Genomic DNA, 21202 nt, shown 5'->3' with positions numbered 1-21202 from the left:
TCTGCAGTCGCCGCTACCGCCGGATGAAGCTCTGACGATCTCAGGCGCACACGTCGCCGGCAGCAACAGTTTATTTGCTTCGAACGACTGGACACAAATCATGGATTCCATTCCCGTCGCCGAATGCTGGCAGCGACCGCTGCCGGAATCCTCCTAACAACAAATGCTATCGCACACGCGCAATCCGGGGACGCCGTCCCTCAACCTTACCGGCCAGGTCGCGGCGGCACCGACCCCGGGCCGCGCAATCTGATGCGGGACCGACAGAACCCGGCATTGACTCCGCCGGAACTGCCTCGCGGCTCGATCGGTTCGGTGCCGAAGGTGCTGCAGGCGCTGGCTGACTTAGCAGGATTTTGCGGTTGCCAGCGCCGTTCGCAGCGCGGTGCCGTCAGCATTTGAGCGGCAAGAAAAACCCTCACAACAACATGGCGCAATGCGTTTCGCAGGAGAGCCCGGAACCCGGTATTCGAGAGGAAAATGACGTGGAAACCACCAACCGACACTTGATGTGGCATGGCATGTTCCTATTCCTGCTCTGCCTGGCCACCGGCCTCCTCGAGCAACGTTTCGCCAATGTCCGCATGGGGCTCGCCGCACACCTGGAGGGCGTGATGAATGGCATGCTCCTGGTCGCGCTGGGTGCCATCTGGACCGAGGTGAAACTTCCGCCACGAGCAAAGGCGACAGCATACTGGACCGCGCTCTACGGCACCTACGCGAACTGGCTGGTTACGACGCTCGCTGCGGTTTTCGGTACGGCGGCTTTGTCTCCAATCTCAGCAGCAGGCCATAGTGGCAAACCGTGGCAAGAGATTCTTGTCACCGCTGGATTCCAAAGCGTCAGCGTTGTGATCGTCGCCTCCGCGTTGCTTGTCCTTTGGGGTCTTCGGCGCGGACCATTGCCGCCGAAGCTCGATGCTTCACGCACGGCGGAAGGGCAGAGAGGATGAAATAAACGTCGATGTTGCGACGGGTCGAAGGCGCGATCGAAGAAGGTGTGACGATCCAATGCGCGATAGAGAAAGTGTTCAGGTTTTATCGGGACTTCAAAAACCTTCCTAGCTTCCTGGGCGACGTCATGGCCGTTGAGCAAATCGGTCCAGCAACGTTTCGATGGACGATACAGGGTCCCCTGGGAGTTCGCGCGAATTGGACGGTCAGAGTGACCGAGGAGCGCACAAACGAACTGATCCGCTACGAAACGGTCGCTTTACCTGGACTAAGGACCTACTGGGAAATTCATTTCGCCTGTGGCACCGACGCTGGTGAAACGGAAGTTCGCGAAGTGATGAAAGCTCCTCTCGGGCGACTAGGACGCGCCGCACTTGCTCTGATCGGAAAATTCCCGGCCGAAGAAGTACGTTCAAATCTTCATAGGCTGAAGGAGGTCATGGAGACTGGACGAGTGACTGACACGAGCTATTCCGCGCCAGGCAAGTTTGCGCAGTGAAGCTCGATGCCGTCCTTTCTGGTCGCAACAGCAGTCGCGGCATTTCCAGGTTTGTTTAGCGCTGGTATCTTTGTAGCTCACGAGGAAGTCTAACGCACGCCGTTTCGGATTTCCTGAAAGAACGGGGCGTGACGCTGCCCAAAGTTGCGGCATAGCCGCGCCAGCCACATGCTTGCCGCGCGGGTTCACCCCAAGATTGTGCAGGCACGCCTCGGCCATTCCGGTATGGCGATTACGACATCTATTCGCATCTGATGCCGAATATGCAGGAAGGTGCCGCCGCGACGGTTGACGAGGCGCTTCGGGCAGCCATAAACAAGCACGCCGAAGACGTTAGGTAGCAAAGCGGTGCAGAGTCCATCTTTGTTCTCTGCGCAACTTGGAAAACCCAGCGGTTTCAACGGTTGGAAGGGTGGCCGAGTGGTTTAAGGCACCGGTCTTGAAAACCGGCGTGCCTGCAAGGGTACCGTGGGTTCGAATCCCACCCCTTCCGCCAGCAACATGTCCAGCCATGTCCACCCACGTCTCTTTCTGAAGCATAAACACTGTAATTGCAGTGACTAACTGACAATTTCCGTCTAAGGATGTCCTCCGAAGTCCGACTACATCCACGGGTTTGACGTGGGTTAGAACGTGGAATTTGGAGGACAGTTTCCAGTGGCGCTCACCGCCTTACAGGTCAAGAATGCGAAGCCGGGCGACAAGCTCACCGACGGTGGCGGTCTTAGGCTGGACATAGACGCTCGTGGTGGGCGATCGTGGGTTTTCCGGTTCAAGAGCCCGGTCACCGGGAAAGAGCGGTACATGGGGCTGGGACCTGCCTCCGATGTTAGCCTAGCGCAGGCCCGCGAAGCGGCAGAGGAAGCCCGCAGACTGACCCGCAAGGGGATCGACCCCATCGAGCATAGGAACAATCAGCGAGCCGCCGTTAAGGCCGAGGCGGCGCGTTCGGTGACGTTTCGACAATATGCGGAAGGCTACATCACTCGCATGGAAGCGGGCTGGAAAAACCCCAAGCACCGCCAGCAATGGATCAATTCGCTCAAGACCTATGCCTTCCCGCTGATCGGCCAAACCGCTGTCGCTGACATCGATACCCCCGATATAATGAAGGTCCTCACCCCGATCTGGAACAGCAAGCCTGAGACGGCATCGCGGGTGCGCGGTCGTATCGAGATGATCCTGACAGCCGGTAAGGCTGAAGGGCTGCGCACCGGCGACAATCCGGCTGCATGGCGCGAGCGCATCAAGCCGTTGCTCCCGAGCAAGCGAAAGGTCCGCAAGGTCCAACATTTCGCGGCACTGCCCTATCGCCTACTCCCGAAATTCATGGCGTCCTTGTGCGCGGACCAATCTGACTCAGCATCGCTACTGCAATTCATCATCCTGACGGCTGCACGCTATAACGAAGGGGCATTTGCCGATTGGATCGAAATAGACGGCAAGCAAGACCTTTGGGCGATCCCAGGCGTCAGAATGAAGGGCGACCGGCCTGACCGGCCACATGTCGTCCCGCTGACCGCCGCCGCACTGAAAGTGTTGGAGCTGGCCCGCGAACGCCACGGAAGCAACAGTCTGATCTTCCCTGGCATGAGGCGAGGCAGGCCGATCAGCGACGTATCGCTGGCAAAAGCGATTGCGCGGCATACCGACGTTAAGGCGACCACGCACGGTTTTCGGTCGACGTTCCGCGATTGGGCTGGCGACATGACGAACTTTCCGCGCGAGCTCTGCGAGCAGGCTCTTGCGCACGTTATCGAAGACGAAACCGAAGCGGCGTACCGCCGTTCAGATGCCCTCGCCAAGCGGCGGCGACTGATGCACGAATGGGCTAAGTTCTGCATGTCTGAAGCCTGACCGGAGCGCCACCGTAAGGCTGATGCTGAACATGTTCGCCGCGATGGCCCAGTTCGAGCGCGAGATCATGCTCGAACGGCAGGTGGCTGCACTGACGCTGACCACCCATGAAGCAGTAATCAGGGAGTGCCGGAGCCGCCGGCCGTGGTCACGGTGACATCGACCGCGCGCGCGGAATGCTCCGGCGTCACTGTCGTGATCGTCGTCGCGTTCACCACCACGACGCTGGTCGCGGCCGCGGCGCCGACTGTCATCGCCCTCGTTCGGTCTGGTTGGTCCCGGTGATCGTCACCGCCGTGGCGCCGGGCGTCATCTCCGAGGCGAGGTTGAAGTCCGTCACATCGACACGCGCAGCCGCCCCGCCGAGCCTACGGTTCTAAAACCACGCCGGCAGACTCCCCCCACCTCCTTGGCACCCGACTTATCAACACCCGCGATCAGGAGTGTCTGCGCGCAGTTCCGATCCCAATGTATAGGGCGGTTTGCAAGCCGGCGTCGGCTCCGCTCTAATGCGCTGATGGCACCACGCTTCATGACGATCCTGACCGGCCGCGACTTACCGAGAATTCGGCAGGACAAAGCACTTGAGCCGTCGATCATCAACGAGAAGACAATCGCGGACTTTGCCCGCGTGGTCGAGCAGACTGGGATGCAACGTCGCTCTGAGATGGCTGCGGACGAGCAACCGTTCGGTGCACCGGACGGACGACCGGAGCAGATGCCTGATGGGTACTAAGTCCCGGGAGTCGATCTATGGCAGTTCAATCCGCGCCTCGGCGGAGCGCGCGCAGGAAGCGCGCAAGGAGGCCGACCGGCTTGCCTGCCTTGCCTGGAACCAGCGGATGCTTGGTTACAAGGGACCAGCCCAACCTTCGCCGGCGTTAGGTGACGCACTCAACGCAGGCTACTGCTATCTCGAAGTCCGGTGCCTCGGCTGCGATACGCACCAGACGGTGGCGCTGAATATTGTCCGTCGGCCGAAGACGACGCCCATCCACGAACTGGAGCGTTACATGCGATGCAAGGATTGCTCGCAGGTCCGGGGCTACCCGTATAAGCGCAGCCACCTGGTGGCGCTGCGGCCGACGAAAATATCTGCCAATGACCCACCATCCACTTGGTGGCCAGGGGAACGCTGAAAAAATGAAGCTCTCTCCGGTCCAGGACCAGGCAATCGCCGCCCGCATGGCCCTCGTCGTAGGCGCCACTACGTTCGATCGGTTGTTCGCCGGTGTGCAATTTCATGAGGTTGACGGCGATATGCTCTATGTTTTCGCCAGGGACGAGGAGGCTGCGGCCGAAATGGAGGACCGTTTTTCCCTTCACATTTCTATTTTCGCAACGGACATTCTGAAGCACGAAATCGGTATCGTACTGGTTCTTCCGAAACAGTTGGCGCGGTAACCGACCCGTGTGCAATCTCTACTCGATCACCACAAACCAAGCCGCTATCATCGCGCTGTTTCGTGTCATGAACCGCTACGTCGGCAACCTGCCACCAATGCCCGGCTTGTTTCCGGACTACCCGGCACCGGGTATAGGTCCGGAGCCGGGCCAGCGAGCTGACGGGCCGCGCTGGCTACAGGCGCAGCGTCCCGCTCGTGGTCCCCTACCTTCTGCGGCCGCTGGTGCCGGGATTGGGTCGCAACCCCAATCAGATGGCGTTCTGCTGACGCTTCCACGCTTCAATATGGCCCATGACCGAACTAACTCGCCGCCGCGTGAAGGACAGTAAAGTGGATGTCTGGCACGTCTATTACGGCGATGTGCAGGTCGGCACCATGCGCAGCGGCGTGCCGAACGACGTCGACCAATGGGGCTGGATCTGCGGCTTCAATTCGCAGCGCCTCAAAATTGCCGAGGGCACCGCCCCTACGTTCGTCCTGGCGCTCGCCAAATTTGAGGAAGCGTGGCAAGTCTACCTGCTCGGCTGCATCGATGCCGATTTCGCCGAACATCGCGAGCAACGCGCCTGGACGACTTGGCCGCGGGTGATGGGATCGGTCAGGCCGAAAGTATCCATGCCCTTCAAGGTCATGAGTTCGGAAAGCATCATGCCAGCGACTCTCTCCGGGCGTTGGGCTGCCAGCAGAATAGTCCGTAGCGCGAAGCGCACTGTTTCGGCTCCGGCCGTTAGTCGCAGCGGCGCTCCCTGCGCGTAATCATGCGGCCGTCGTCTCGTTCAACCTGGGTAGTTACCGTGCGGCAGCGCTGTCGTGGGCCGACGGTGACACCACCGGGACCGATGCCAACTGTGGTGTCGGTGTCGTACCGCCGGCCACGGTCCCTATCGTAGTCGCGGTCCCTGTCGTAATCGCGGTCCCGCCCGACTTGAACATCAACCCCTTGGGCAATCTTGACGCCTTGGGCCTTGGCCGGAGTGACGAGCGGGGCAGTCGTCAGCATCGCTGCGGCTGCCGCCACGGCAGGAGTGATCTTCACCATCTGGGAGTCCTCCTTGGCTTGATTTAGAGGTGCAACGGGCACAAACGCCCAGCGTTCCACCGGGGGCAATCGACGGAGCGGACCCGAGACCTCACCTTCAAAGTTACATTGGCGCCGGGTTTGTATTGCCCGCCCGGCAACTGAAAAGGTCCCGGCCCCGTCCCCGGCTGGGGCCTTTTCTCTCAACACCGACACGCCGCGCTCGGCCGTAGCGCGACCCCAGCCTGGGCAGGATCTGTCGATGTGCGGCTGGGGCCGCTACTAGGTAACGACGGTCATCGCGTCACCTTGCTCTGTGACGCATTTTCCGGCTGATCGTTCCGGGGATTTTTTGATTTAATCAGAGTTCCCGGGGGCGGCTGGCCGTGGGTAGCGAGGGCCGCCCTGATGGGTTCAGAACTGATCGGCGACGCCGGGTGAAGGCGGGGTGCTTCCGGTTCTTGACCTTCAGCCAGTGATCGCACCGGCCGGCGCGGTAGCGACCGTGGCACGAAGTCGAAGCCAGTCCCCGGCCCTCACCTCGTCTACGGGTTCTTGACGACCGCGCCGAACGCGGCGGTCGAGCCGATCCACCCGAAGGCGATGCCCGTGATCCTGACCACGGACGAGGAGCGCGACGTCTGGATGCGCGCGCCGTGGGACGAGGCGAAGGCGTTGCAGCGGCCCTTGCCAGACGATGCACTCAAGATCGTCGCGCGCGGAGAAGACAAGGAAGATAAGGCGGCGGCGTGACCGATGGAATATCGTGGCAAAGAATACAGCGTGATCCTCACCATCGGCGGCAAATGGAAATGGTCCGCCGAAATTGAAGGGCAGTACCGATCAGGCATGGCGATCAGCCGCCCGGCCGGCGTCAAGCTGGCGGAGCGCGCGATTGACAAGGCGCTGGCGCCGAAAAAGAAACGCTTGCAGCGTCCAGAATGAAAGGGGCCGCCAACTGAAGCGGCCTTACTCCCTATCCTGGAGGAGCGCTTCGTACAGAGCCATTTGATTGGCAATCATCTTCCGACTGCGAATAAGATTTTTGAGGACAGTGGCTTCGGCTGCACTCTCCGCCAAAGGCATCAACCTGCTGCATTCTGCCAATTGAGCCCGGCAATGTTCTGCGCTGTCCATGGCCAATCCTCCCCCACGCGATCCCGGCGCTGGCAGGCCAGGCCAGTAAATTCCGGTTGGGGAAGGGAGTCGATTAAAATTCAGCCCAGCAAAACCGGGCGGGACCCGGAGAGGGTTTGCCCGGGTCCCTGACAACCCCGGAACAGACATCCATCCCTCAAGGACCGCTCGGGAATGCTGGCCTAAAAAAGCAAATTCCGAAAAAATGTTCCACCACTTGGTGACGCTGCAATTCAGTATTTCTACGTAGAACGAACGGCGGCGGATTTACGGCTCGTTAGCAAATTAGGCCACCGCCAAAATCAAATTAGGCCACTGAGGGTCAAAACAGGCCAGTACCGCCCCACCCATGGGAACGTATCATGGCCATGGATTAATACGAGAACGTCGCGGTGTTCGCTGCATGGAGGTGCGTCTTGGCTGGCTGTGAAAGCATGAGCCCGGTCACGCCTATCGGTGCCGAGATGTTCGCGAAAGCTGATGGCAACTTGAAATCACTGGTGATGCAATCCCGCCGCGCAGCCCGCTAACTGTATCATTGGTCGCGGTCGTGGCGCCGTCGCCGCCTTGGCTCCGGTCGGGTTGATGTCGGTGATCGTCACCGAAGTGCCGCCAAGCGGGGTTGCCGATGCCGGACATGCGCGTCACACCGTCGGCGCCGGCGTCACATGGGTGTACAGCGTGTTGGCCATATTGGTGCCGCCAGGTGTCGTCACTAGCACATTCGCCGTTCCGGCGACGCGCGCTGGTGTCGTCGCTGTCATCGCCGTCGCGTTCATCACCATGACGCTGGTCGCCGCCGTGGCGCCGACAGCGTCACCGCCCCGCCACGGTCTGCTTGGTGTCGGAGATCGTCACCGCCGTGGCACGGTCGTCGTTCCCGAGGTCGGGTTGATGCCCTTCCGCCGTGTCGTCGCGGCGTTCACCAACATGACGCTGGTCGCCGCCGTGGCTCCGGTCGGGTTGGTGACAGTGATCGTCGCCGTCGGCGCCGTCATCATCGTCGCATTTATCATATCACCGCGACGCTGGTTACCGCCGTGGTGCCGACTGCCACCGCGCCGGCTCGGTCTGCTCGGTGTCGGAGATCGTCACCGCCGTGACGCCGCCGTATTGCCCTCTGTTGAATAGCCCGCGATGACCGGGAGCGGACCTTGCCAAGGGCGGTTCGGGGTGGAAAGACGACGTCGGCCAATGATTAATGTCGGCTGGGGCGTGGCCGGTGCGTCCTTGGCTCAGGAAGCACGCAAAATGGAGATCGCGAATGGTTGACCTGGTCCTCACCACCTTCGACTGGGTTCCCGAAACGCCGCGCGGCTATGTGCGCGACCTGCGCGTGCGTTGGGCGCTCGAAGAAGCCGGCCTGCCCTATCGCGTCGAAAGCACGCCTTTCCGTGAGCGGACGGCCGAGCACTTCGCGCACCAACCCTTCGGCCAGGCGCCATGGCTGACCGATGGAGACCTCTCGATCTTCGAGAGCGGCGCGATCCTGCTCCACCTCGGCGAGCTGAGCGACAAGCTGATGCCCGCGGATCGGCGCGGCCGCAGCGACGCCAAGGAATGGCTGTTCGCAGCGCTCGCTTCTGTCGAGGCCGCGAGCCAGCCCTGGTCCTTCTTCATGTTCTCAGGTGACACCGACGAAACGCCAATGCGAAAGTTTTTTGACTCCTTCCTTGAGGCCCGGCTCAAGCACATGGAAACGGTCCTGGACGGAAGCGAATGGCTGGTCGGGACCTTTTCCGTAGCCGACATTCTCATGGCGGATGTGCTGCGCCTCGTCGATCGGTTCGATGGGCTCGCAAAATTCCCTGCTTGCCGCGCCTACGTCGCGCGCGCCACGGCCCGACCGGCCTTCGTGAAGGCATACAACGACCAGATGGCGCATTTCGCCGCGGCGGATTGAGCCCGGCCCACGAACCGACGGTCGCGAAACCGCCGTCAGATCCCGTCGAGGTCTGCAATGGGTCCGCGAACTGCCATCGGCCCGGTTCCGGAAACCGGACCTTACATCGGATCGCGCCGGCCGGCGAGGCTGGCTCTCGTCTACGAGCTCGGCGCGCTGGCCGCCTCAAGGATGGTGGTTCGATGATCGGGGGCTGCCGGCAAAGCAACGAGCCACGCGGCCGGCGTCAAGGCGCCGAGCGCGCGATCGACAAGGCGCTGGCGCCGAAAAAGAAACGCTTGCAGCGTCCAGAATGAAAGAGGCCGCCAACTGAGGCGGCCTCATTGCACAAGAAAGCCAACGATCATGATGCCGACAATGCCGGCAAGCCAGATAAGCGGGAAGGAGAAATAGAGGCGGTCACGCATGGGCGGGATGCCTTATTTCGGTGGCTGTAGCTCACTCTTAAGCCAGCCAGTAGTCGTTTCCGTTTTCAGAGGATCGAGGCCGTCATTGCACTTAAAACATTGGAATGTGCGTGGCCCTTGCCGCCAAGAGGCAGCGCCAGAACCAGATACGCCCCGCAACTGGGGCAACTCGGTCATTTCGCTTGGCCCATGCAGAAGTGTCGCTCCGGTTCCTTGTCTCGTCAAGGAACAATATCCGGAGAACTACGGGAGAACGGATGGCGGCAAAATTGGGACTTTTCCACCGCAATCCACGTCCCCCGTTTGTTCCGAAATCCAAATATGCCGCGGAAACAGGCCAGTACCACCCCATCCAATATCATGGCCATGGACCAATACGAGAACGTCGCGATGTTCGCTGCACGGAGGTGCGTCTTGGCTGCCTGTGGAAGCATGAGTTCGGAACATACTTGAAGTTCACCCTGTCGGTGCCGAGATGTTCGCGTGAAAGCTGATGGCAACTTGAAATCACTGGTGATCCGATCCCGCCGCGCAGCCGCGACCGAGAAAGAAAAAACCCGCCGGTCAGGGCGGGTTTTGAGATTTTCAGGCGCGGTGCCTTAGAAACGCTGGGGCCTGATCGGAGGTGGCGCAATCCGTTTCGGCGTGAACGCCTCGATGGCGGCGGTTGCCGCCGGCGCGGTGATCCATCGGCGGCAAATGGAAATGCTCGGCCGAAATTGAGGGGCAGTACCGATCAGGCATGGCGGTCAGCCGCCCGTCCGGCGTCAAGCTGGCGGAGCGCGCGATCGACAAGGCGCTGGCGCCGAAAAAGAAACGCTTGCAGCGTCCAGAATGAAAGAGGCCGCCAACTGAGGCGGCCCGGCATCAAAATATTTGTGTGGTGAGCTGGAATGAAAGAGGCCGCCAAAAGTTACCTATTTGCGGCGGGAATTCCAGCATCCCAGTGTGCATCAGCGCACCATGCCGCCGGCGGCCTCGTCTTTTGCAGCAAGGCGAGGTCGTTTGGCGTTTGCCGATCTCGCGCGACTTGAGAACTGATAATCTAACACTGGTCGCTTGGTTTTTCTGTACGGGCTACGGACATGCCAGCCACCCGAAAACGCTCCGTAGCTCTACTGAGAATAAAAAGGGGCCACTGCGCATGACCATGGTCAACGACAGCAACTTCAGCCGCGCATAGTTTGCACTGTCTCTGACCACCGCTGCGCCGACGTGCCCGTCATGAAACTAAGACCTATGATCCAAGCTATCTGCTGTTTTTTTCAGGTCCGCTGGCTGTGGAGCGCCCTGCGCGGGGTGTCTATCGAGGCAGCAAGGCGTCCATCGACCCTGGGAAGGTCAAGGCACTCAAGGCGGAGGGCATGGGACCGTCCGCCATCGCCAAGACTCTCAAGATCGGGCGTGCGTCCGTCTACCGCGCTTTAGAGAACTGAAGGCCAGGACCATCCCCGGATCACGATCGGCGAGAGAAAGGTCGCCAGCGCATCCACTGTGCCACCGAGGAGGCAGGAGAAACTGCTGGTGAGCTACATGGGACCGATCCAGAACGACGACGTCCGCTTCTGGATCGGCCGGGCGTACAGCCGCCGGAGTATCGATCGACTGCTCCTCGAAATTAAATGACCAGTCGGGGCGCGGGCACCAGCGGACTGATCGCTGGAACCGACGGCGCGCGCGTTGGCGAAACCATTTTCGGTTGGCCGTGAAATGGTCCCGAAACGCAGTCGGCTTACCATCACGCAATCAAGCAGCGGGGTTCGATCATTTTGACCCTCATCCTGGACACGATTTACCGGCAATTTCTCAAGGCCGCTATCGCGGGCTCGACAAGCGACTGGGCAAGGCGATGATTGAGGCAGCCACGGCGCTACTCGTCTTTTTGAGCATCGTCGTTTTCCTGGCTCACGCATTTGATGCGTATCGGATGCGCTGAGGCGGAGCACAACACCGGACGCCAAAGAAGGAAGGCCCCGGATCGCTCCGAGGCCCATTAACATTGCTTGGCGTACATCCGGCCAGCAACCGCTTTGCGTATTTTGCCTCGCACTTCGTGAACAATTTGCGACCAGTCCTCGGCAAAATGGCGGCGGGCGGTTTGGCGATCACGAAAAAGCCGCCCGTGATGCTGGCGCCGGCATGGTTGGTCACCGTCGCATCGTAGAGAAAGATGCCATTAATGTCGCCGGTGACTGTGGTGGTGGCGCCGCTGACGGTGACGCCGGTCTCGACTCCGGTGCCGTGACTACCGCGCCGAACGCGGTGGTCGAGCCGATCCACCCCAAAGCGATGCCGGTGATCCTGACCACGGACGAGGAGCGTGACGTCTGGATGCGCGCGCCATGGGATGAGGCAAAAGCGTTGCAGCGGCCCTTGCCTGACGATGCCATGAAGATTGTTGCGCGCGGTGCGGACAAGGAAGACAAGGCCGCAGCATAAAGTACGCCGAGCCCCGACCGCTTGCTGATCCTGAAAAGGCCGCCCGCAAGCTGCTGGAGATCGCCAACGCGACCGAGGCGGTGCAGGACGGCCGCATCTTCATAGAGACGATCAACGGCCAGTTCTTGTTCAAGGAAGGCGGCACGCCCGCGGAGTACAGCGCCGGCCTCGCCTGCGCGGTTGCCAAGCATGAGTCTGGAACGTATGTGAAGTTCACGCCTGCGGGTGCCGAGATGTTCGCGTGACATGGTGAGATTTCTAAAAACAACCGGAATGTTGATGCTGGGCTTGGCTTTGCTTGCCGTGTGCATCGCGAACTTCCGGGTCTGGCTTGAAACTGGTCAGCTTCCAATCCACAGCCGCGTCTACGGCGACCTTCAGGTCTCGTGGCAGGTCGATCCGGTGATGTTTGCGTGGCAAGTCGCTTTCAATGTTTTCCTGCTATACATGGGATCGTTAATCGTCACGGGTGTGGTGCTACGCAAGTACTAGGATGCCTTCCTGCCTGAGCCCGATGACGCGCTCAACATGGTCTCACGCGGCGCCGACATGGAAGATAGGGTGACGGTGACCGATGGAATATCGTGGCAAGCATTACAGCGTGATCCTCACCATCGGCTGCAAATGGAAATGGTCAAGGTGCGCCAGTTGCATCGCGTGGTCCATAAGCTTAGCCCAGTGAGGTGGCCTTACTTCGGCGGACGTAGTTCACCAGTGAACCAGCCAACAGCGTCGGATTTCATCCGATCATCCAACGGAATGGCAATTTGTTCGACGTGAACGCATTTGGAGCAGTCGAACGTGCGAAGTTCAAATCCGATAGGCCCCGACGAGACGCGCGCAAGCTTCATGCGCGCTCGGCATTTTGGGCAGCGGAGTTGCTCAATTGCGGACAGTCGGATTGCGGCTGGGTAATCTGTCATTGCATTCCACCTTGCTTCAGGCGGGAGCACAACACTCTCTGTCACCGATGAAAGCCGATGGCGGGCGGTGATTTCGGGACCATGCGCCGTGAATGTCGAGAAAGCGACTAAATTCCGCAGAGCGATCGAAGTTACTCGGGCTTGTGTTCGAGGCGGATCACCAAGCGATCGCCGCTCCAAAGCTCAATGTCGTGCCCATCGACAAGCTGCTTTGCCCATACAGTAGCATCCGCGTCACTGTCGCAAACGAACGCTCGGGAACCAACCAATCGCCCGTCATGGCCTACAGCATAAGCGCGATATTCTGCCACCCGAAAATCCCCGGCGGATGGGGTGACCATATTTCGGTTTTAAAGAATGGTCTGCCCGGGCGCTGACATTTGACGCCCGACGCGCTTTTAAGTCGCAATCGCCTTGCGCATGTCGAAGGAACAAACGACCTTTCGATCAGCGGCGCTGCTCCTTGTAGCGGCAATATTCGTCACCGTTTTCGTACTCGACGCAGACCTTCACGCGACGGCGGGGCCGATCGTCATCGAAGTAGCGTCTGCTGTCCCTATCTCGGTCCGCGCGGTCCCAGCCTCGATCGCCCCGGTCTCCATATCGTCCGCGATCCTTGTCGCGATCGCGATCATCATCACGGTCGCGGTGCATTCGCCGGTCTGGACCCATTTCGCGGTCTTCGCGGCCCTGACGGTCGTCGTCGCCGCGACGCATCCGCCAGTCGCGACCCATCTCACGATCGTCGGCCCTTGGTTGGTCGCGATCGGTCCGTTGATCTCGCTGTTGCTGGGAATTCTGGTCAGGCTGGGCCGGAACTGTTTGCGGCGCTGTGACCGGAGGTTTGTCCTGCTCTTGGGCGAATGAGGGGCAGAGACTTGACGACGCGAGCAAGATAGTGGCGATGACAACAACACGCATGAGATTTTGCTCCGGTTAGGGTGTAACCCTAACAACTCGGTCTTCTTTTGGTTTCCGCTTTTGGTTTCCGCGCGGATTACAGGTAGGTGATGAAAAGGCCGCCAAATGAGGCGGCCTTGGCGATGACGGGTGCGCGGGGCGGTGCCGAGCGATGCCGGACACCCCGCAACACTGAAAATTAGCCCCCTCGACAAGTCTGGCGATACCTACGGCAATTTCCTTCGCCTTGTTCGCCCAACTGGTCCTTGTTGAGGCAGGCTTGTCTCAGTTCGCCACACACATCCCTCCGAACTGGTCTTTGGCAGGTCTCGCGGTATGTGCGGCAATTTCCTTCGCCCCGCTCCCCTAGCGCGTCCTTGTTTTCGCAGGCACGCCGCAATTGCTCGCATTGCCCGCCCCCTCTGCCACGGCCGTCGTATACTCGGACGCCTCCCGGTCCAACCTCAAAAGATTGGGAAAAGGCCGAGATCGGAATTACAAAAAGAGCAGTTGCCGCTGCGACGCCGAAGGCAAACTTGCGCATTCTTTTCAACATTCCTAATCCTCCAACTGCTAAGTACCGGTGGATTACCAATCGGCGACAAACATGAAATCGATAAGGCAACTTGGCGCAAGCCGCGTGGCATTCGTCTGACGCCAACGTCGCGCTACATCAGGGATAAACTCTTTCCTAAATCAAATTAGGCCACTGCCAAAATCAAACTAGAACCACTAAGGGTTCGGGTTGATGTCGGTGATCGTCACCGAAGTGCTGCCGAACGGGTTCGCCCACATGCATGGTTTCTCGTTTGTCTCTGGCGCGCAGCGCCCGCGCCTGTCCAGCCCGTGAGCGGGATTCTGTCATGCGCATTTGCAGGAAACGTTTGCGGGGGGGTTCGCATTGACGGGCCGTGCCGCGCAAAGAGACTTCCGTGGCACACCGGGGATGGCCCAGCTCCAGCAACCAAGCTGGGGCCATTTCTCGACCACCTGCGGGGTGGCGGATAGCACCAAGGATCCAACCGAAAGGATTGAGCAATGAAACTGACTTCCGAACAAGTCACGCGAACCACCAATCAATTCGAAGTCCAGGCCCTTCCCGACAGCCACCCGGCCGTCCCGCAACTCAAGGAATTGTTCGGGGAACACACCTTCCTGCTCGACAGCAACGGCCTAAACATTCTGGAACCGGACGATGCGAACCCTCGGGGACACGTTCAGGCGGCACGCGTCGTCAATCTCGCGAACTGGAGCGACGAGACCCTCACCCGTCTCGCCCCTCACGAACCTGAACCTACTGGCGACATCGTCGAACTGGTACCGATGCACTGATCAACGCGATGATGCCGTCAAGGCAATGACCGCAGTCAGGCCGCGCCTGCCACGAAGCGGGCGCGGCAGCGTTGCGCCGGTCAAATCGAACACGACATTCAGCGCGGCACCGTCGTCGCCTCGATCTCGACCCGCGCCTTTCGCGGACCACAATTTTCCCGTGACCGCGCCGGCCACCGCCTCGGTTAGACTCTCCAGGGCGAAGCCCTCGCCGGCCATGGACACGTCGCCCCACATAGCAATGTTCGGAAGCATCATCACGAAGGTTTGCAAGTTGCGTCACAACATCTCAGTTTCAAGTTGCGCTACATTCATGTGGTGTTCATAAGACGGTTCGGCTGGGCAGCTATTGGGGAAACTCAATGTATTCGAACAGTCAATTTGTTGCGTTTGAAATTATGTGCAATCAGCGGGCTACGCTTGCCAAAATGAATATGGAACGCTGGCAGGCAGAAACGGATTACTGGCTGGCAGAAGCAGAGGAATGGAAGCAATTCCGGGAATCTCTTCACCCAACGAAAGAAATTGAGCGCCTGGTGTAGGCTGCGGCTCGCGGCTCGGCTCAGTCGCCGCGCCCGAGCTGGTGAAGCACGACCAGGCCGAATGCTACGAGCTGGGCGGCCAGCTCTCTACATCTGCGAGTGGTGTAGGTCTTTCCGATAGCGCGAGGCGCTCGTCCATCGCGTCGCGCGACACCATGCCGCCGCGCCTGTCGCTGGTGGCGCGCGGTATGCGCCGCTCGTCTCCTCGGCTTGGCTCGCTCCTACGCCATGGGGGCCGCACGGCCCTGCCTCGTGCCCCCGAGTCCGCGGGGCCGTGCTCCGTCCGAGGCCCGTTAAGCTCGATCGGGCCGACAGCTTTTGCAGAGCGGCTTCAGCGCGGCCACGCGCAGCAGCGCGCCGCCTGACCTCCAAACTTGGGTGTGGGTCTTTTCGAAGGCCGGGGGGTCGTTTCAACATCGGCGGCCCGATCGAGGCCCAGGTGTTGAAGTGTGACCGAACACGCGCGCGCCGTGGGACGAGGCGAAGGCGTTGCAGCGGCCGCTGCCGGATGATGCGTTGAAGATCGTGGCGCGCGGCGCCGACAAAGAAGATAAGGCCGCCGCCGCGTGACCGATCGCGGCTGGCAGCGCGCTTTCGACGACCCGATCAGTTACCCGACGGCCGAACGCTTGTCACATTGCATGACGCGGCAACCTACATCACTGGGCTACCGAAAAATGAAGCCGCAGAGCCGGAATGGCAGGCCGCGATCAGGCGTTGATGTTGGTGGTCAAATTGGGAGGCCCGACGATGTTTTCCCGGATCGGCGTCATGAAAGCATTGAACCGGGGCCACGCTCGGGAGTTTAACCCATCTCGCAAGGAACCCCGCTGGGGACGCCGCAAGCTGGCGCGAGATCGATGAAAACAGTCTGGATTTACGTCGATACAAGGAAACAGGTCGGCGACCGTGACCATCTCAAGGTGTTTGCAAACTCGGACCTTGCCGATGAGTGGTTCGTGGTGAACGATCCTGAAGGCGTCGTCTTTGAGTACGAGGTCATCGGCGTTGTAGATGACGAAACCGGGTCAGGACGTCAACGGCATCGCTAGGACCGACGCCGACCACCACATGAAATGCCCGGCGTGCGGGCAATGGTTCGACATGCGCGATCTCGCCCAGGTCGTCGAGCACATCCACGACGGTGAGATTGAAGTTCTGGAAGGGCCGGCCCCACGCCGCGAAGGGCAGAATCAGCGTCAAGCTGTCAAGCCGGTCGAGAGTCAATTGAAAACTGGTATTTGCGAACGGAAAAATCGGCTGGCCCAGCCCTTGCGGCGGTGAACCAATGCCGCCACCTACTCAACCGACAGTTTTATTTAATCATTTAAGATTCGAGAAGATGCAATGGATCCGCGCTTTAATAATTTCGCAATCGGAAACGGCGACCGCTCGCTGATCACAATGAGCAACGTGCAAATCATCCTCAACTGCAATCAACTCTAAGACGCGGTGACAAGCGTGGTTGCAGATACCGAAAAGGATGGACCGGCGGCACCTGCTGCCGTCAAACCCTACCGAGTGCTGAGTCTGGACGGCGGCGGTATGCGCGGCATCTACACCGCGGCGTTCCTTGACCGCCTCGTCGTTCAGTTCGCCCGCACGCGCGGCGCGGAAAGCCTCGACCTCGGCAAGGGATTCGACCTTATCACCGGGACAAGCACCGGCGCGATCGTCGCCAGCGCACTTGCAGTCGGCCGCCCCATGGGCGCGATCGTCAAACTCTATCGCGATCACGGTCGCGAAATATTCCCACACCGGATCAAAGGTACGCTCAGTGCGATCTGGCGCATGTTCGTCGGAGGCTGCTACGTCCGCCAGGGAGACGCCGTGCTTCGCGCGGCCCTCACAGACGTATTGAAGGGCGCGACGATGCTCGACGTCTTCAACAAGCGAGGCATCTCGCTCTCCATTCCCGCAGTCGCGATGAGCAGCCATCGCTCCTGGGTCTTTAAGAAGACCCCAGCGAGCGGCGTGCGCGACGACCACTACCCGCTGGTCGACGTGTGCATGGCCTCGAGCGCCGCTCCGATCTTCCGATCGTTGGCGGCCGTGAAAGATCCCAACGGCGATCACGGCATTATCCAGGTGTTCGCTGACGGCGGTCTCTGGGCGAATAACCCCATCATGGTCGGGCTGATCGACGCCTTGACATGCGCTCCGAGGGACGCGCCGATCGAGATCTTCTCGCTGGGTACCTGTTCGCGTCCGGAAGGCGAACTCATTCTGGCGTCGAAGGTGCATCGCTCGATCCTGCGCTGGAAGATGGGTGCCGAAGCCGCAGCCCTCAGCATCACCGCTCAGGAATTCGCGTTCGACAACATGGCTCGCTTCCTCGGCAACAAATTCACCGAACTGGGACGGCCGGTCCGGACGTTGCGTTTTCCCAACAAAGACGTCCCTGCCCAGATGATGAAGTTTCTGGCGCTCGACGACGCCCGCCCGATAGCCATGCAACGGCTCATCCAGCAGGCGAGCAACGACGCGGACCTCGCGAAGAGCGCCTGCGACGACCCGAACAATCAGGAAGGACAGATGGTGAAGGCTTTGATGATGAGCCTTCCCGCGATGCCGAAGACCGGCGTAAAGAGGGAGGCGACGACGTGAAAAACTGCAATGACCAGGTAGCCGGCTTCGAGCGCGTGGAAGTGCGGATGTCCGACGACGATCGCGCCGACATCTACAGCAAGGCGAAGGCCAACCGCAAGCGGCTCAAGTCAGGTCTGGAGCGCAACGGCAGTCCGAAGTCCATCGGGTCGCGCACGCAGGGCTCCTACGCGATGCGGACTATGATCCAAAACGACCGTGGCGACTACGACGTCGACGACGGCATCTATTTCACGCGCGACAGCCTGAAGAACGAGCAAGGCGAGGAAAAGTCCGCTTCGGACGCCAGGAAGATGGTGTGCGCGGCCCTGCAGGACGAGCGTTTCGCGGATCAGCCGGACGTGCGGAATAACTGTGTACGGGTCTACTACAAGAACGAGGGCTACCACGTCGACGTCCCAGTCTACCGCGAGAACCGGACCACGAACCCGTTCACCGGCACTGAGACGAAATCGTACGAGATCGCTGCCGGCGACAAATGGAGGACTTCCGATCCTCTCGCCAACACGACATGGTTCAAGGACGAGAACAAGAACAAGTCGCCGGACGCCACGGCCAACGGCAACGACGGTCAGTTTGTACGGCTCGTCCGCCTCGTCAAGGCGTTCGCCCGCAGCCGTTACGGCTGGTCGAGCAAGATCACCAGTGGGTTCGCGATCTCGAAGCTCGTCTCGGACCACTTCGTCCAATCCGACCGACGCGAGGACTACGCGTTCCGACAAACGATGAAGAACATCAGCGCCCGGCTGGCCTGGAACGATTCCATCCGGCATCCGGTGCTGGACGAAAACATCGCGGAATCCGGCGACGACAAGACGAAATTCCTCAAGGAGAAGATCGACGAGAACCTGAAGCATCTCGACGTGCTCGACAAGCTTGACTGCACGCACGACGAGGCGATGAAGGCTTGGGATAGCCTGTTCTTCACCGACTGGTTCTCCAAGCAGCCCGACCCTTCCAAGAAATCACAGGTCGAGAAGGCCAGCGGGCCCGCCGTGATCAAGCAGGGCGAGACCCGCTACGCGAAGGAGCGTCGTCACGCGTGAGCCTCCCGCTTCAAGCGACGGCCGTAGCCGACTCCGCAAGCCTGGGGCTGGATGCCTGGTTCATCAAACTCGGAGACGACTTTGTCGGTCGCGTGTCGAAGGACGCGCTGCGGCCCGGCATGTCCGAGGGCTGGCGGTTGAGATGGCGCGGACGGGAGCTTGAGGTCCAGGTCGACGCGGACTTTCCCTTCAGCGCCGCGCGGATCTACCTCGTCGGCTACACGCGGGCACAGGCGCAGCCGCACGTGGAGAAGGGAGGCAAGCTCTGTCTCGGAGCAAAGCCTGTGCAGGGCGACGCGGTGCGCACCGTCCGGACGGCGCTCGCGGAGGCATTTCAACTCCTCACCGAGAACGAAACCAAGCAACATGACGACGATTTCCGGGAGGATTTCGGCGCTTATTGGCTGACCTGGATCAACGGAGCGAACCTCGGCGTCCAGGTCCTGCCGGGCTCCGGAGGAGCGCGCAAAACGACGCTGGCCCGCACGGTGCGGACGGACGGTCAGGCTTTCGTCTTCGCGAACAAGGTCGATGCCGGAAGATTCTGGACCAACCTGACGGGCGCACCACCGTTGCGACTCAAGACGACGGCGGTCATCTCCATCGATCCCCTTCCCGCCCCAGACCGCTATCCGGATTCCGCGGGGGACCTCTGGACGCTTGTTCAATCGCGGTCGGAAGGCGGCGCGGATCTGTTGGCGCAACTGATGGCCAACGATCCCATGGAAGCGTTCGTTATCCTCGCCGGTACGGCCCTGTCGGGCCGCGAACATTACGGCGCCGTTCGGATCCACCGGCCGCTCGACGCTTCGGGGCAGCCGGTGAAACGGCGCGCCATGCGCGAAGGTATCGAGAGTGCAGAAAAGCCGGCTAAGGCGCTCTTTGAACGTTTCCTGATCGAACGTCTCGCTACCAACCGATTGGATGCGTCGTCGACGCGCCTGCCTCAGGGCGTTCAGCAGGAGATGTCGGCGGCCAAGGTCGTCATAGTGGGCTGCGGCGCCCTGGGATCAAGCGTGGCCCGCCTGCTGGCGCAGGCAGGCGTCGAGCACCTCCGCTTGGTCGATCCCGAAAATCTCGGATGGGAGAACATCCGCCGTCACGAACTTGGGGCGCGCGTCGTAGGCCACGGAAAGGCGCAGGCGTTGGCCAGCACCATCCGCGCCGACCTGCCGATGATCGGGTTCGTGCAGGATCACCGGATGACGTTCGCGACCTTCGCGCGCGAACATCCCGACGCGTTGAAGCAGGCGGACCTGGTCGTGAGTTGCACCGGCGACTGGGTGGCCGATGCGTCGGTCGAGCACGCCCTGACGCAGCCCGGGAACAAGGCATCGGCCGTGTACGGCTGGATGGAGGCGCACGCCCTCGCCGCTCATGCCGTCCTCATCCGAACCTCCGGTCCGAGACTATCGGACGGCTTCGACGAGCACGGAGAATTCCGGCTGCCCGCGGTCACGGGTGGTAGACCACCGCCGCCCGAATGCGGCGGGGCGTCCACCCCGTTCGGCGCGATCGAGCTTTCCAACGCCCAGGCTCTCGTCGCCAGGTTGGCGGTTGACGCCTTGCGTGGCATCGAAATAAAGTCGGGTTGGCGTTCGTGGCTCTCGGATGCCGCAGCTTTTCGGGAAGCGGATGCGACAATCGCCTCCGGCTGGGTGGCAAGTCGAGGACAACCGGGCGAGATGGGCGGCTTCTTCAGCAGCAACTGGACATTCCTGTGAGCGGGCTGGACTTTGCGTTCTCCGTCGGGACGATCTCTGTCCGCATCCGATCGCAGCCGCTCAAGACGTTCGATGCACATCGGCAACGACGGTTCTTTCATCGCGAAGCTGGCGGTCAGCTTTTCGCGCGGGTTCGGGGGAACGACTGGGAGATAATCACCGCGACCGGACCGCGCGCAGGAGATCGACGAGGCCGGCTTTCTTTCTGGCCGCATCGCGCGTCCGAGCAGGACGAAATCTTCGATCATCATGCTCGAGGACTGGATTACGTCGGCGACTGGCACACACACCCGGAGGACACGCCGAAGCCGTCCCCCGACGATCTTACGAGCATCGCTGAGGTGGTCCGCCGATCCACCCATCACCTTTCAGGATTTCTTCTCCTGATCGTAGGTCGAAGCTCTTTCCCGCGCGGGCTTTGGGCCTCGTTCCATTCCGTCAATGGCACGCGTTCCGAAGCTCGAGACCGACGCTTCGTACCGGCCGCTGAGGAATGTGCATAGCCGGA

At 60.8% G+C, this 21202-nt stretch carries 25 protein-coding genes, 1 tRNA gene and 6 pseudogenes; 29 read left to right on the top strand and 3 right to left on the bottom strand.

Translation table 11 applies throughout. The features are described 5' to 3' along the window. Positions 1-398 precede the first annotated feature (398 nt). The 4 genes from N554_RS0108535 to N554_RS0108515 all read left to right on the top strand — a co-directional run bounded on the left by N554_RS0108535 (position 399) and on the right by N554_RS0108515 (position 3310). Positions 399-953, top strand: coding sequence for a hydrogenase (locus tag N554_RS0108535; RefSeq protein WP_245283554.1), 555 nt, complete (start codon positions 399-401; stop codon positions 951-953). An 11-nt stretch (positions 954-964) separates the two neighbouring features. Further along, positions 965-1453 carry an SRPBCC family protein gene (locus tag N554_RS0108530; protein ID WP_029583074.1) on the top strand — a complete coding sequence of 163 codons (489 nt, stop codon included), beginning with the start codon at positions 965-967 and terminating at the stop codon, positions 1451-1453. A gap of 406 nt (positions 1454-1859) precedes the next feature. Next, positions 1860-1949 (top strand) — tRNA-Ser (locus N554_RS0108520). Positions 1950-2110: 161 nt separating this feature from the next. Continuing rightward, complete coding sequence (locus tag N554_RS0108515; RefSeq protein WP_036052686.1) at positions 2111-3310, top strand: tyrosine-type recombinase/integrase; 1200 nt, start codon at positions 2111-2113, stop codon at positions 3308-3310. 119 nt (positions 3311-3429) lie between these two features. Here N554_RS0108515 and N554_RS42665 read toward each other — a convergent pair whose 3' ends face one another. Next, on the bottom strand, positions 3430-3564 hold the full coding sequence (locus N554_RS42665) for a hypothetical protein (RefSeq protein ID WP_256378725.1): 135 nt from the start codon (positions 3562-3564) through the stop codon (positions 3430-3432). A 278-nt stretch (positions 3565-3842) separates the two neighbouring features. On the opposite strand from N554_RS42665, the gene N554_RS0108505 reads away from it, so the two are divergent. The 5 genes and pseudogenes from N554_RS0108505 (at position 3843) to N554_RS0108495 (ending at position 5472) form a co-directional block, all read left to right on the top strand. Then, positions 3843-4046, top strand: a complete 204-nt coding sequence (locus N554_RS0108505; RefSeq protein ID WP_156041856.1) for a hypothetical protein — start codon at positions 3843-3845, stop codon at positions 4044-4046. Further along, positions 4036-4449 (top strand): hypothetical protein, encoded by a 414-nt coding sequence (locus N554_RS38100; protein WP_081851179.1) that lies wholly within the window; start codon positions 4036-4038, stop codon positions 4447-4449. The genes N554_RS0108505 and N554_RS38100 overlap by 11 nt, the downstream gene beginning before the upstream one ends. Before the next feature lie 4 nt (positions 4450-4453). Further along, a complete protein-coding gene (locus N554_RS0108500) occupies positions 4454-4714 on the top strand; it encodes a hypothetical protein (RefSeq protein ID WP_029583071.1) in 261 nt (86 codons plus the stop codon). 7 nt (positions 4715-4721) lie between these two features. Continuing rightward, positions 4722-4889 (top strand): annotated as a pseudogene (locus N554_RS41865) (SOS response-associated peptidase); the annotation flags it as partial. 118 nt (positions 4890-5007) lie between these two features. Then, positions 5008-5472 (top strand): hypothetical protein, encoded by a 465-nt coding sequence (locus N554_RS0108495; protein WP_029583070.1) that lies wholly within the window; start codon positions 5008-5010, stop codon positions 5470-5472. On the opposite strand, the gene N554_RS0108490 is transcribed toward N554_RS0108495, so the two are convergent. Continuing rightward, on the bottom strand, positions 5444-5752 hold the full coding sequence (locus N554_RS0108490; protein WP_156041855.1) for a hypothetical protein: 309 nt from the start codon (positions 5750-5752) through the stop codon (positions 5444-5446). The two genes, N554_RS0108495 and N554_RS0108490, sit on opposite strands and share 29 nt — an antisense overlap. Before the next feature lie 483 nt (positions 5753-6235). Here N554_RS0108490 and N554_RS0108485 point away from each other — a divergent pair. From N554_RS0108485 to N554_RS0108375, 12 genes and pseudogenes are all read left to right on the top strand, one after another. After that, a pseudogene (locus N554_RS0108485) lies at positions 6236-6487 on the top strand (SOS response-associated peptidase); the annotation flags it as partial. A gap of 30 nt (positions 6488-6517) precedes the next feature. Beyond that, a complete protein-coding gene (locus N554_RS0108480; RefSeq protein ID WP_156041854.1) occupies positions 6518-6679 on the top strand; it encodes a hypothetical protein in 162 nt (53 codons plus the stop codon). A gap of 777 nt (positions 6680-7456) precedes the next feature. After that, positions 7457-8002: a hypothetical protein gene (locus N554_RS0108470; protein WP_029583066.1), complete on the top strand. Its 546-nt coding sequence runs from the start codon at positions 7457-7459 to the stop codon at positions 8000-8002. Between the two features lie 133 nt (positions 8003-8135). Beyond that, positions 8136-8774, top strand: coding sequence for a glutathione S-transferase family protein (locus N554_RS0108465; RefSeq protein WP_029583065.1), 639 nt, complete (start codon positions 8136-8138; stop codon positions 8772-8774). A gap of 1699 nt (positions 8775-10473) precedes the next feature. Next, positions 10474-10617: pseudogene (locus N554_RS38090) on the top strand (helix-turn-helix domain-containing protein); the annotation flags it as partial. A gap of 263 nt (positions 10618-10880) precedes the next feature. After that, a complete protein-coding gene (locus N554_RS0108425) occupies positions 10881-11117 on the top strand; it encodes a hypothetical protein (RefSeq protein ID WP_029583064.1) in 237 nt (78 codons plus the stop codon). A gap of 299 nt (positions 11118-11416) precedes the next feature. Then, positions 11417-11620, top strand: a pseudogene (locus N554_RS0108415) (SOS response-associated peptidase); the annotation flags it as partial. Between the two features lie 80 nt (positions 11621-11700). After that, positions 11701-11865, top strand: a complete 165-nt coding sequence (locus N554_RS0108410) for a hypothetical protein (RefSeq protein ID WP_371259468.1) — start codon at positions 11701-11703, stop codon at positions 11863-11865. Positions 11866-11899: 34 nt separating this feature from the next. Further along, positions 11900-12112, top strand: a complete 213-nt coding sequence (locus N554_RS0108405; protein WP_156041853.1) for a hypothetical protein — start codon at positions 11900-11902, stop codon at positions 12110-12112. An 851-nt stretch (positions 12113-12963) separates the two neighbouring features. Next, on the top strand, positions 12964-13410 hold the full coding sequence (locus tag N554_RS0108390) for a hypothetical protein (protein WP_029583058.1): 447 nt from the start codon (positions 12964-12966) through the stop codon (positions 13408-13410). 615 nt (positions 13411-14025) lie between these two features. Beyond that, positions 14026-14148 (top strand): annotated as a pseudogene (locus N554_RS41860) (NUDIX hydrolase); the annotation flags it as partial. A 333-nt stretch (positions 14149-14481) separates the two neighbouring features. Then, the gene (locus tag N554_RS0108375) at positions 14482-14775 is read left to right on the top strand and encodes a hypothetical protein (RefSeq protein ID WP_029583057.1); all 294 of its coding nucleotides are present in this window, start codon (positions 14482-14484) and stop codon (positions 14773-14775) included. Here N554_RS0108375 and N554_RS0108370 read toward each other — a convergent pair whose 3' ends face one another. After that, positions 14776-15033, bottom strand: a complete 258-nt coding sequence (locus tag N554_RS0108370; RefSeq protein WP_029583056.1) for a hypothetical protein — start codon at positions 15031-15033, stop codon at positions 14776-14778. It lies immediately after the preceding gene. 104 nt (positions 15034-15137) lie between these two features. Here N554_RS0108370 and N554_RS0108365 point away from each other — a divergent pair, with 104 nt between their 5' ends. From N554_RS0108365 to N554_RS42920, 8 genes and pseudogenes are all read left to right on the top strand, one after another. Then, positions 15138-15317 carry a hypothetical protein gene (locus N554_RS0108365; RefSeq protein ID WP_029583055.1) on the top strand — a complete coding sequence of 60 codons (180 nt, stop codon included), beginning with the start codon at positions 15138-15140 and terminating at the stop codon, positions 15315-15317. Positions 15318-15779: 462 nt separating this feature from the next. After that, a pseudogene (locus tag N554_RS41855) lies at positions 15780-15887 on the top strand (SOS response-associated peptidase); the annotation flags it as partial. 290 nt (positions 15888-16177) lie between these two features. After that, positions 16178-16369: a hypothetical protein gene (locus N554_RS40905; protein ID WP_081851177.1), complete on the top strand. Its 192-nt coding sequence runs from the start codon at positions 16178-16180 to the stop codon at positions 16367-16369. Beyond that, complete coding sequence (locus N554_RS38065; protein WP_156041852.1) at positions 16332-16601, top strand: hypothetical protein; 270 nt, start codon at positions 16332-16334, stop codon at positions 16599-16601. Before N554_RS40905 ends, N554_RS38065 begins: the two co-directional genes overlap by 38 nt. Before the next feature lie 177 nt (positions 16602-16778). Further along, on the top strand, positions 16779-17924 hold the full coding sequence (locus tag N554_RS0108340; protein WP_245283553.1) for a patatin-like phospholipase family protein: 1146 nt from the start codon (positions 16779-16781) through the stop codon (positions 17922-17924). Continuing rightward, positions 17921-18970 carry a nucleotidyltransferase domain-containing protein gene (locus N554_RS0108335; protein ID WP_051677395.1) on the top strand — a complete coding sequence of 350 codons (1050 nt, stop codon included), beginning with the start codon at positions 17921-17923 and terminating at the stop codon, positions 18968-18970. The genes N554_RS0108340 and N554_RS0108335 overlap by 4 nt, the downstream gene beginning before the upstream one ends. Before the next feature lie 119 nt (positions 18971-19089). Beyond that, positions 19090-20694, top strand: coding sequence for a ThiF family adenylyltransferase (locus N554_RS37265; RefSeq protein ID WP_156041851.1), 1605 nt, complete (start codon positions 19090-19092; stop codon positions 20692-20694). Beyond that, positions 20691-21197: a Mov34/MPN/PAD-1 family protein gene (locus tag N554_RS42920; protein WP_051677393.1), complete on the top strand. Its 507-nt coding sequence runs from the start codon at positions 20691-20693 to the stop codon at positions 21195-21197. The genes N554_RS37265 and N554_RS42920 overlap by 4 nt, the downstream gene beginning before the upstream one ends. Positions 21198-21202: the final 5 nt, after the last annotated feature.

This window comes from Bradyrhizobium sp. URHD0069 (assembly GCF_000701345.1).
GTDB lineage: Bacteria > Pseudomonadota > Alphaproteobacteria > Rhizobiales > Xanthobacteraceae > Bradyrhizobium.
Note: the sequence above shows the minus strand (reverse complement) of the source record. Positions and strands in the feature narration are given on the sequence as shown.

Bases quoted from the DNA above. Each gene is read 5' to 3' on its own strand.
- N554_RS0108530 (WP_029583074.1), top strand. From the start codon at position 965: ATGTTGCGACGGGTCGAAGGCGCGATCGAAGAAGGTGTGACGATCCAA.
- N554_RS42665 (WP_256378725.1), bottom strand. From the start codon at position 3,564: ATGACAGTCGGCGCCGCGGCCGCGACCAGCGTCGTGGTGGTGAACGCG.
- N554_RS0108505 (WP_156041856.1), top strand. From the start codon at position 3,843: ATGACGATCCTGACCGGCCGCGACTTACCGAGAATTCGGCAGGACAAA.
- N554_RS38100 (WP_081851179.1), top strand. From the start codon at position 4,036: ATGGGTACTAAGTCCCGGGAGTCGATCTATGGCAGTTCAATCCGCGCC.
- N554_RS0108500 (WP_029583071.1), top strand. From the start codon at position 4,454: ATGAAGCTCTCTCCGGTCCAGGACCAGGCAATCGCCGCCCGCATGGCC.
- N554_RS0108495 (WP_029583070.1), top strand. From the start codon at position 5,008: ATGACCGAACTAACTCGCCGCCGCGTGAAGGACAGTAAAGTGGATGTC.
- N554_RS0108470 (WP_029583066.1), top strand. From the start codon at position 7,457: ATGTCGGTGATCGTCACCGAAGTGCCGCCAAGCGGGGTTGCCGATGCC.
- N554_RS0108465 (WP_029583065.1), top strand. From the start codon at position 8,136: ATGGTTGACCTGGTCCTCACCACCTTCGACTGGGTTCCCGAAACGCCG.
- N554_RS0108405 (WP_156041853.1), top strand. From the start codon at position 11,900: ATGCTGGGCTTGGCTTTGCTTGCCGTGTGCATCGCGAACTTCCGGGTC.
- N554_RS0108390 (WP_029583058.1), top strand. From the start codon at position 12,964: ATGTCGAAGGAACAAACGACCTTTCGATCAGCGGCGCTGCTCCTTGTA.
- N554_RS0108375 (WP_029583057.1), top strand. From the start codon at position 14,482: ATGAAACTGACTTCCGAACAAGTCACGCGAACCACCAATCAATTCGAA.
- N554_RS0108370 (WP_029583056.1), bottom strand. From the start codon at position 15,033: ATGATGCTTCCGAACATTGCTATGTGGGGCGACGTGTCCATGGCCGGC.
- N554_RS0108365 (WP_029583055.1), top strand. From the start codon at position 15,138: ATGTATTCGAACAGTCAATTTGTTGCGTTTGAAATTATGTGCAATCAG.
- N554_RS40905 (WP_081851177.1), top strand. From the start codon at position 16,178: ATGAAAACAGTCTGGATTTACGTCGATACAAGGAAACAGGTCGGCGAC.
- N554_RS38065 (WP_156041852.1), top strand. From the start codon at position 16,332: ATGACGAAACCGGGTCAGGACGTCAACGGCATCGCTAGGACCGACGCC.
- N554_RS37265 (WP_156041851.1), top strand. From the start codon at position 19,090: ATGTCCGAGGGCTGGCGGTTGAGATGGCGCGGACGGGAGCTTGAGGTC.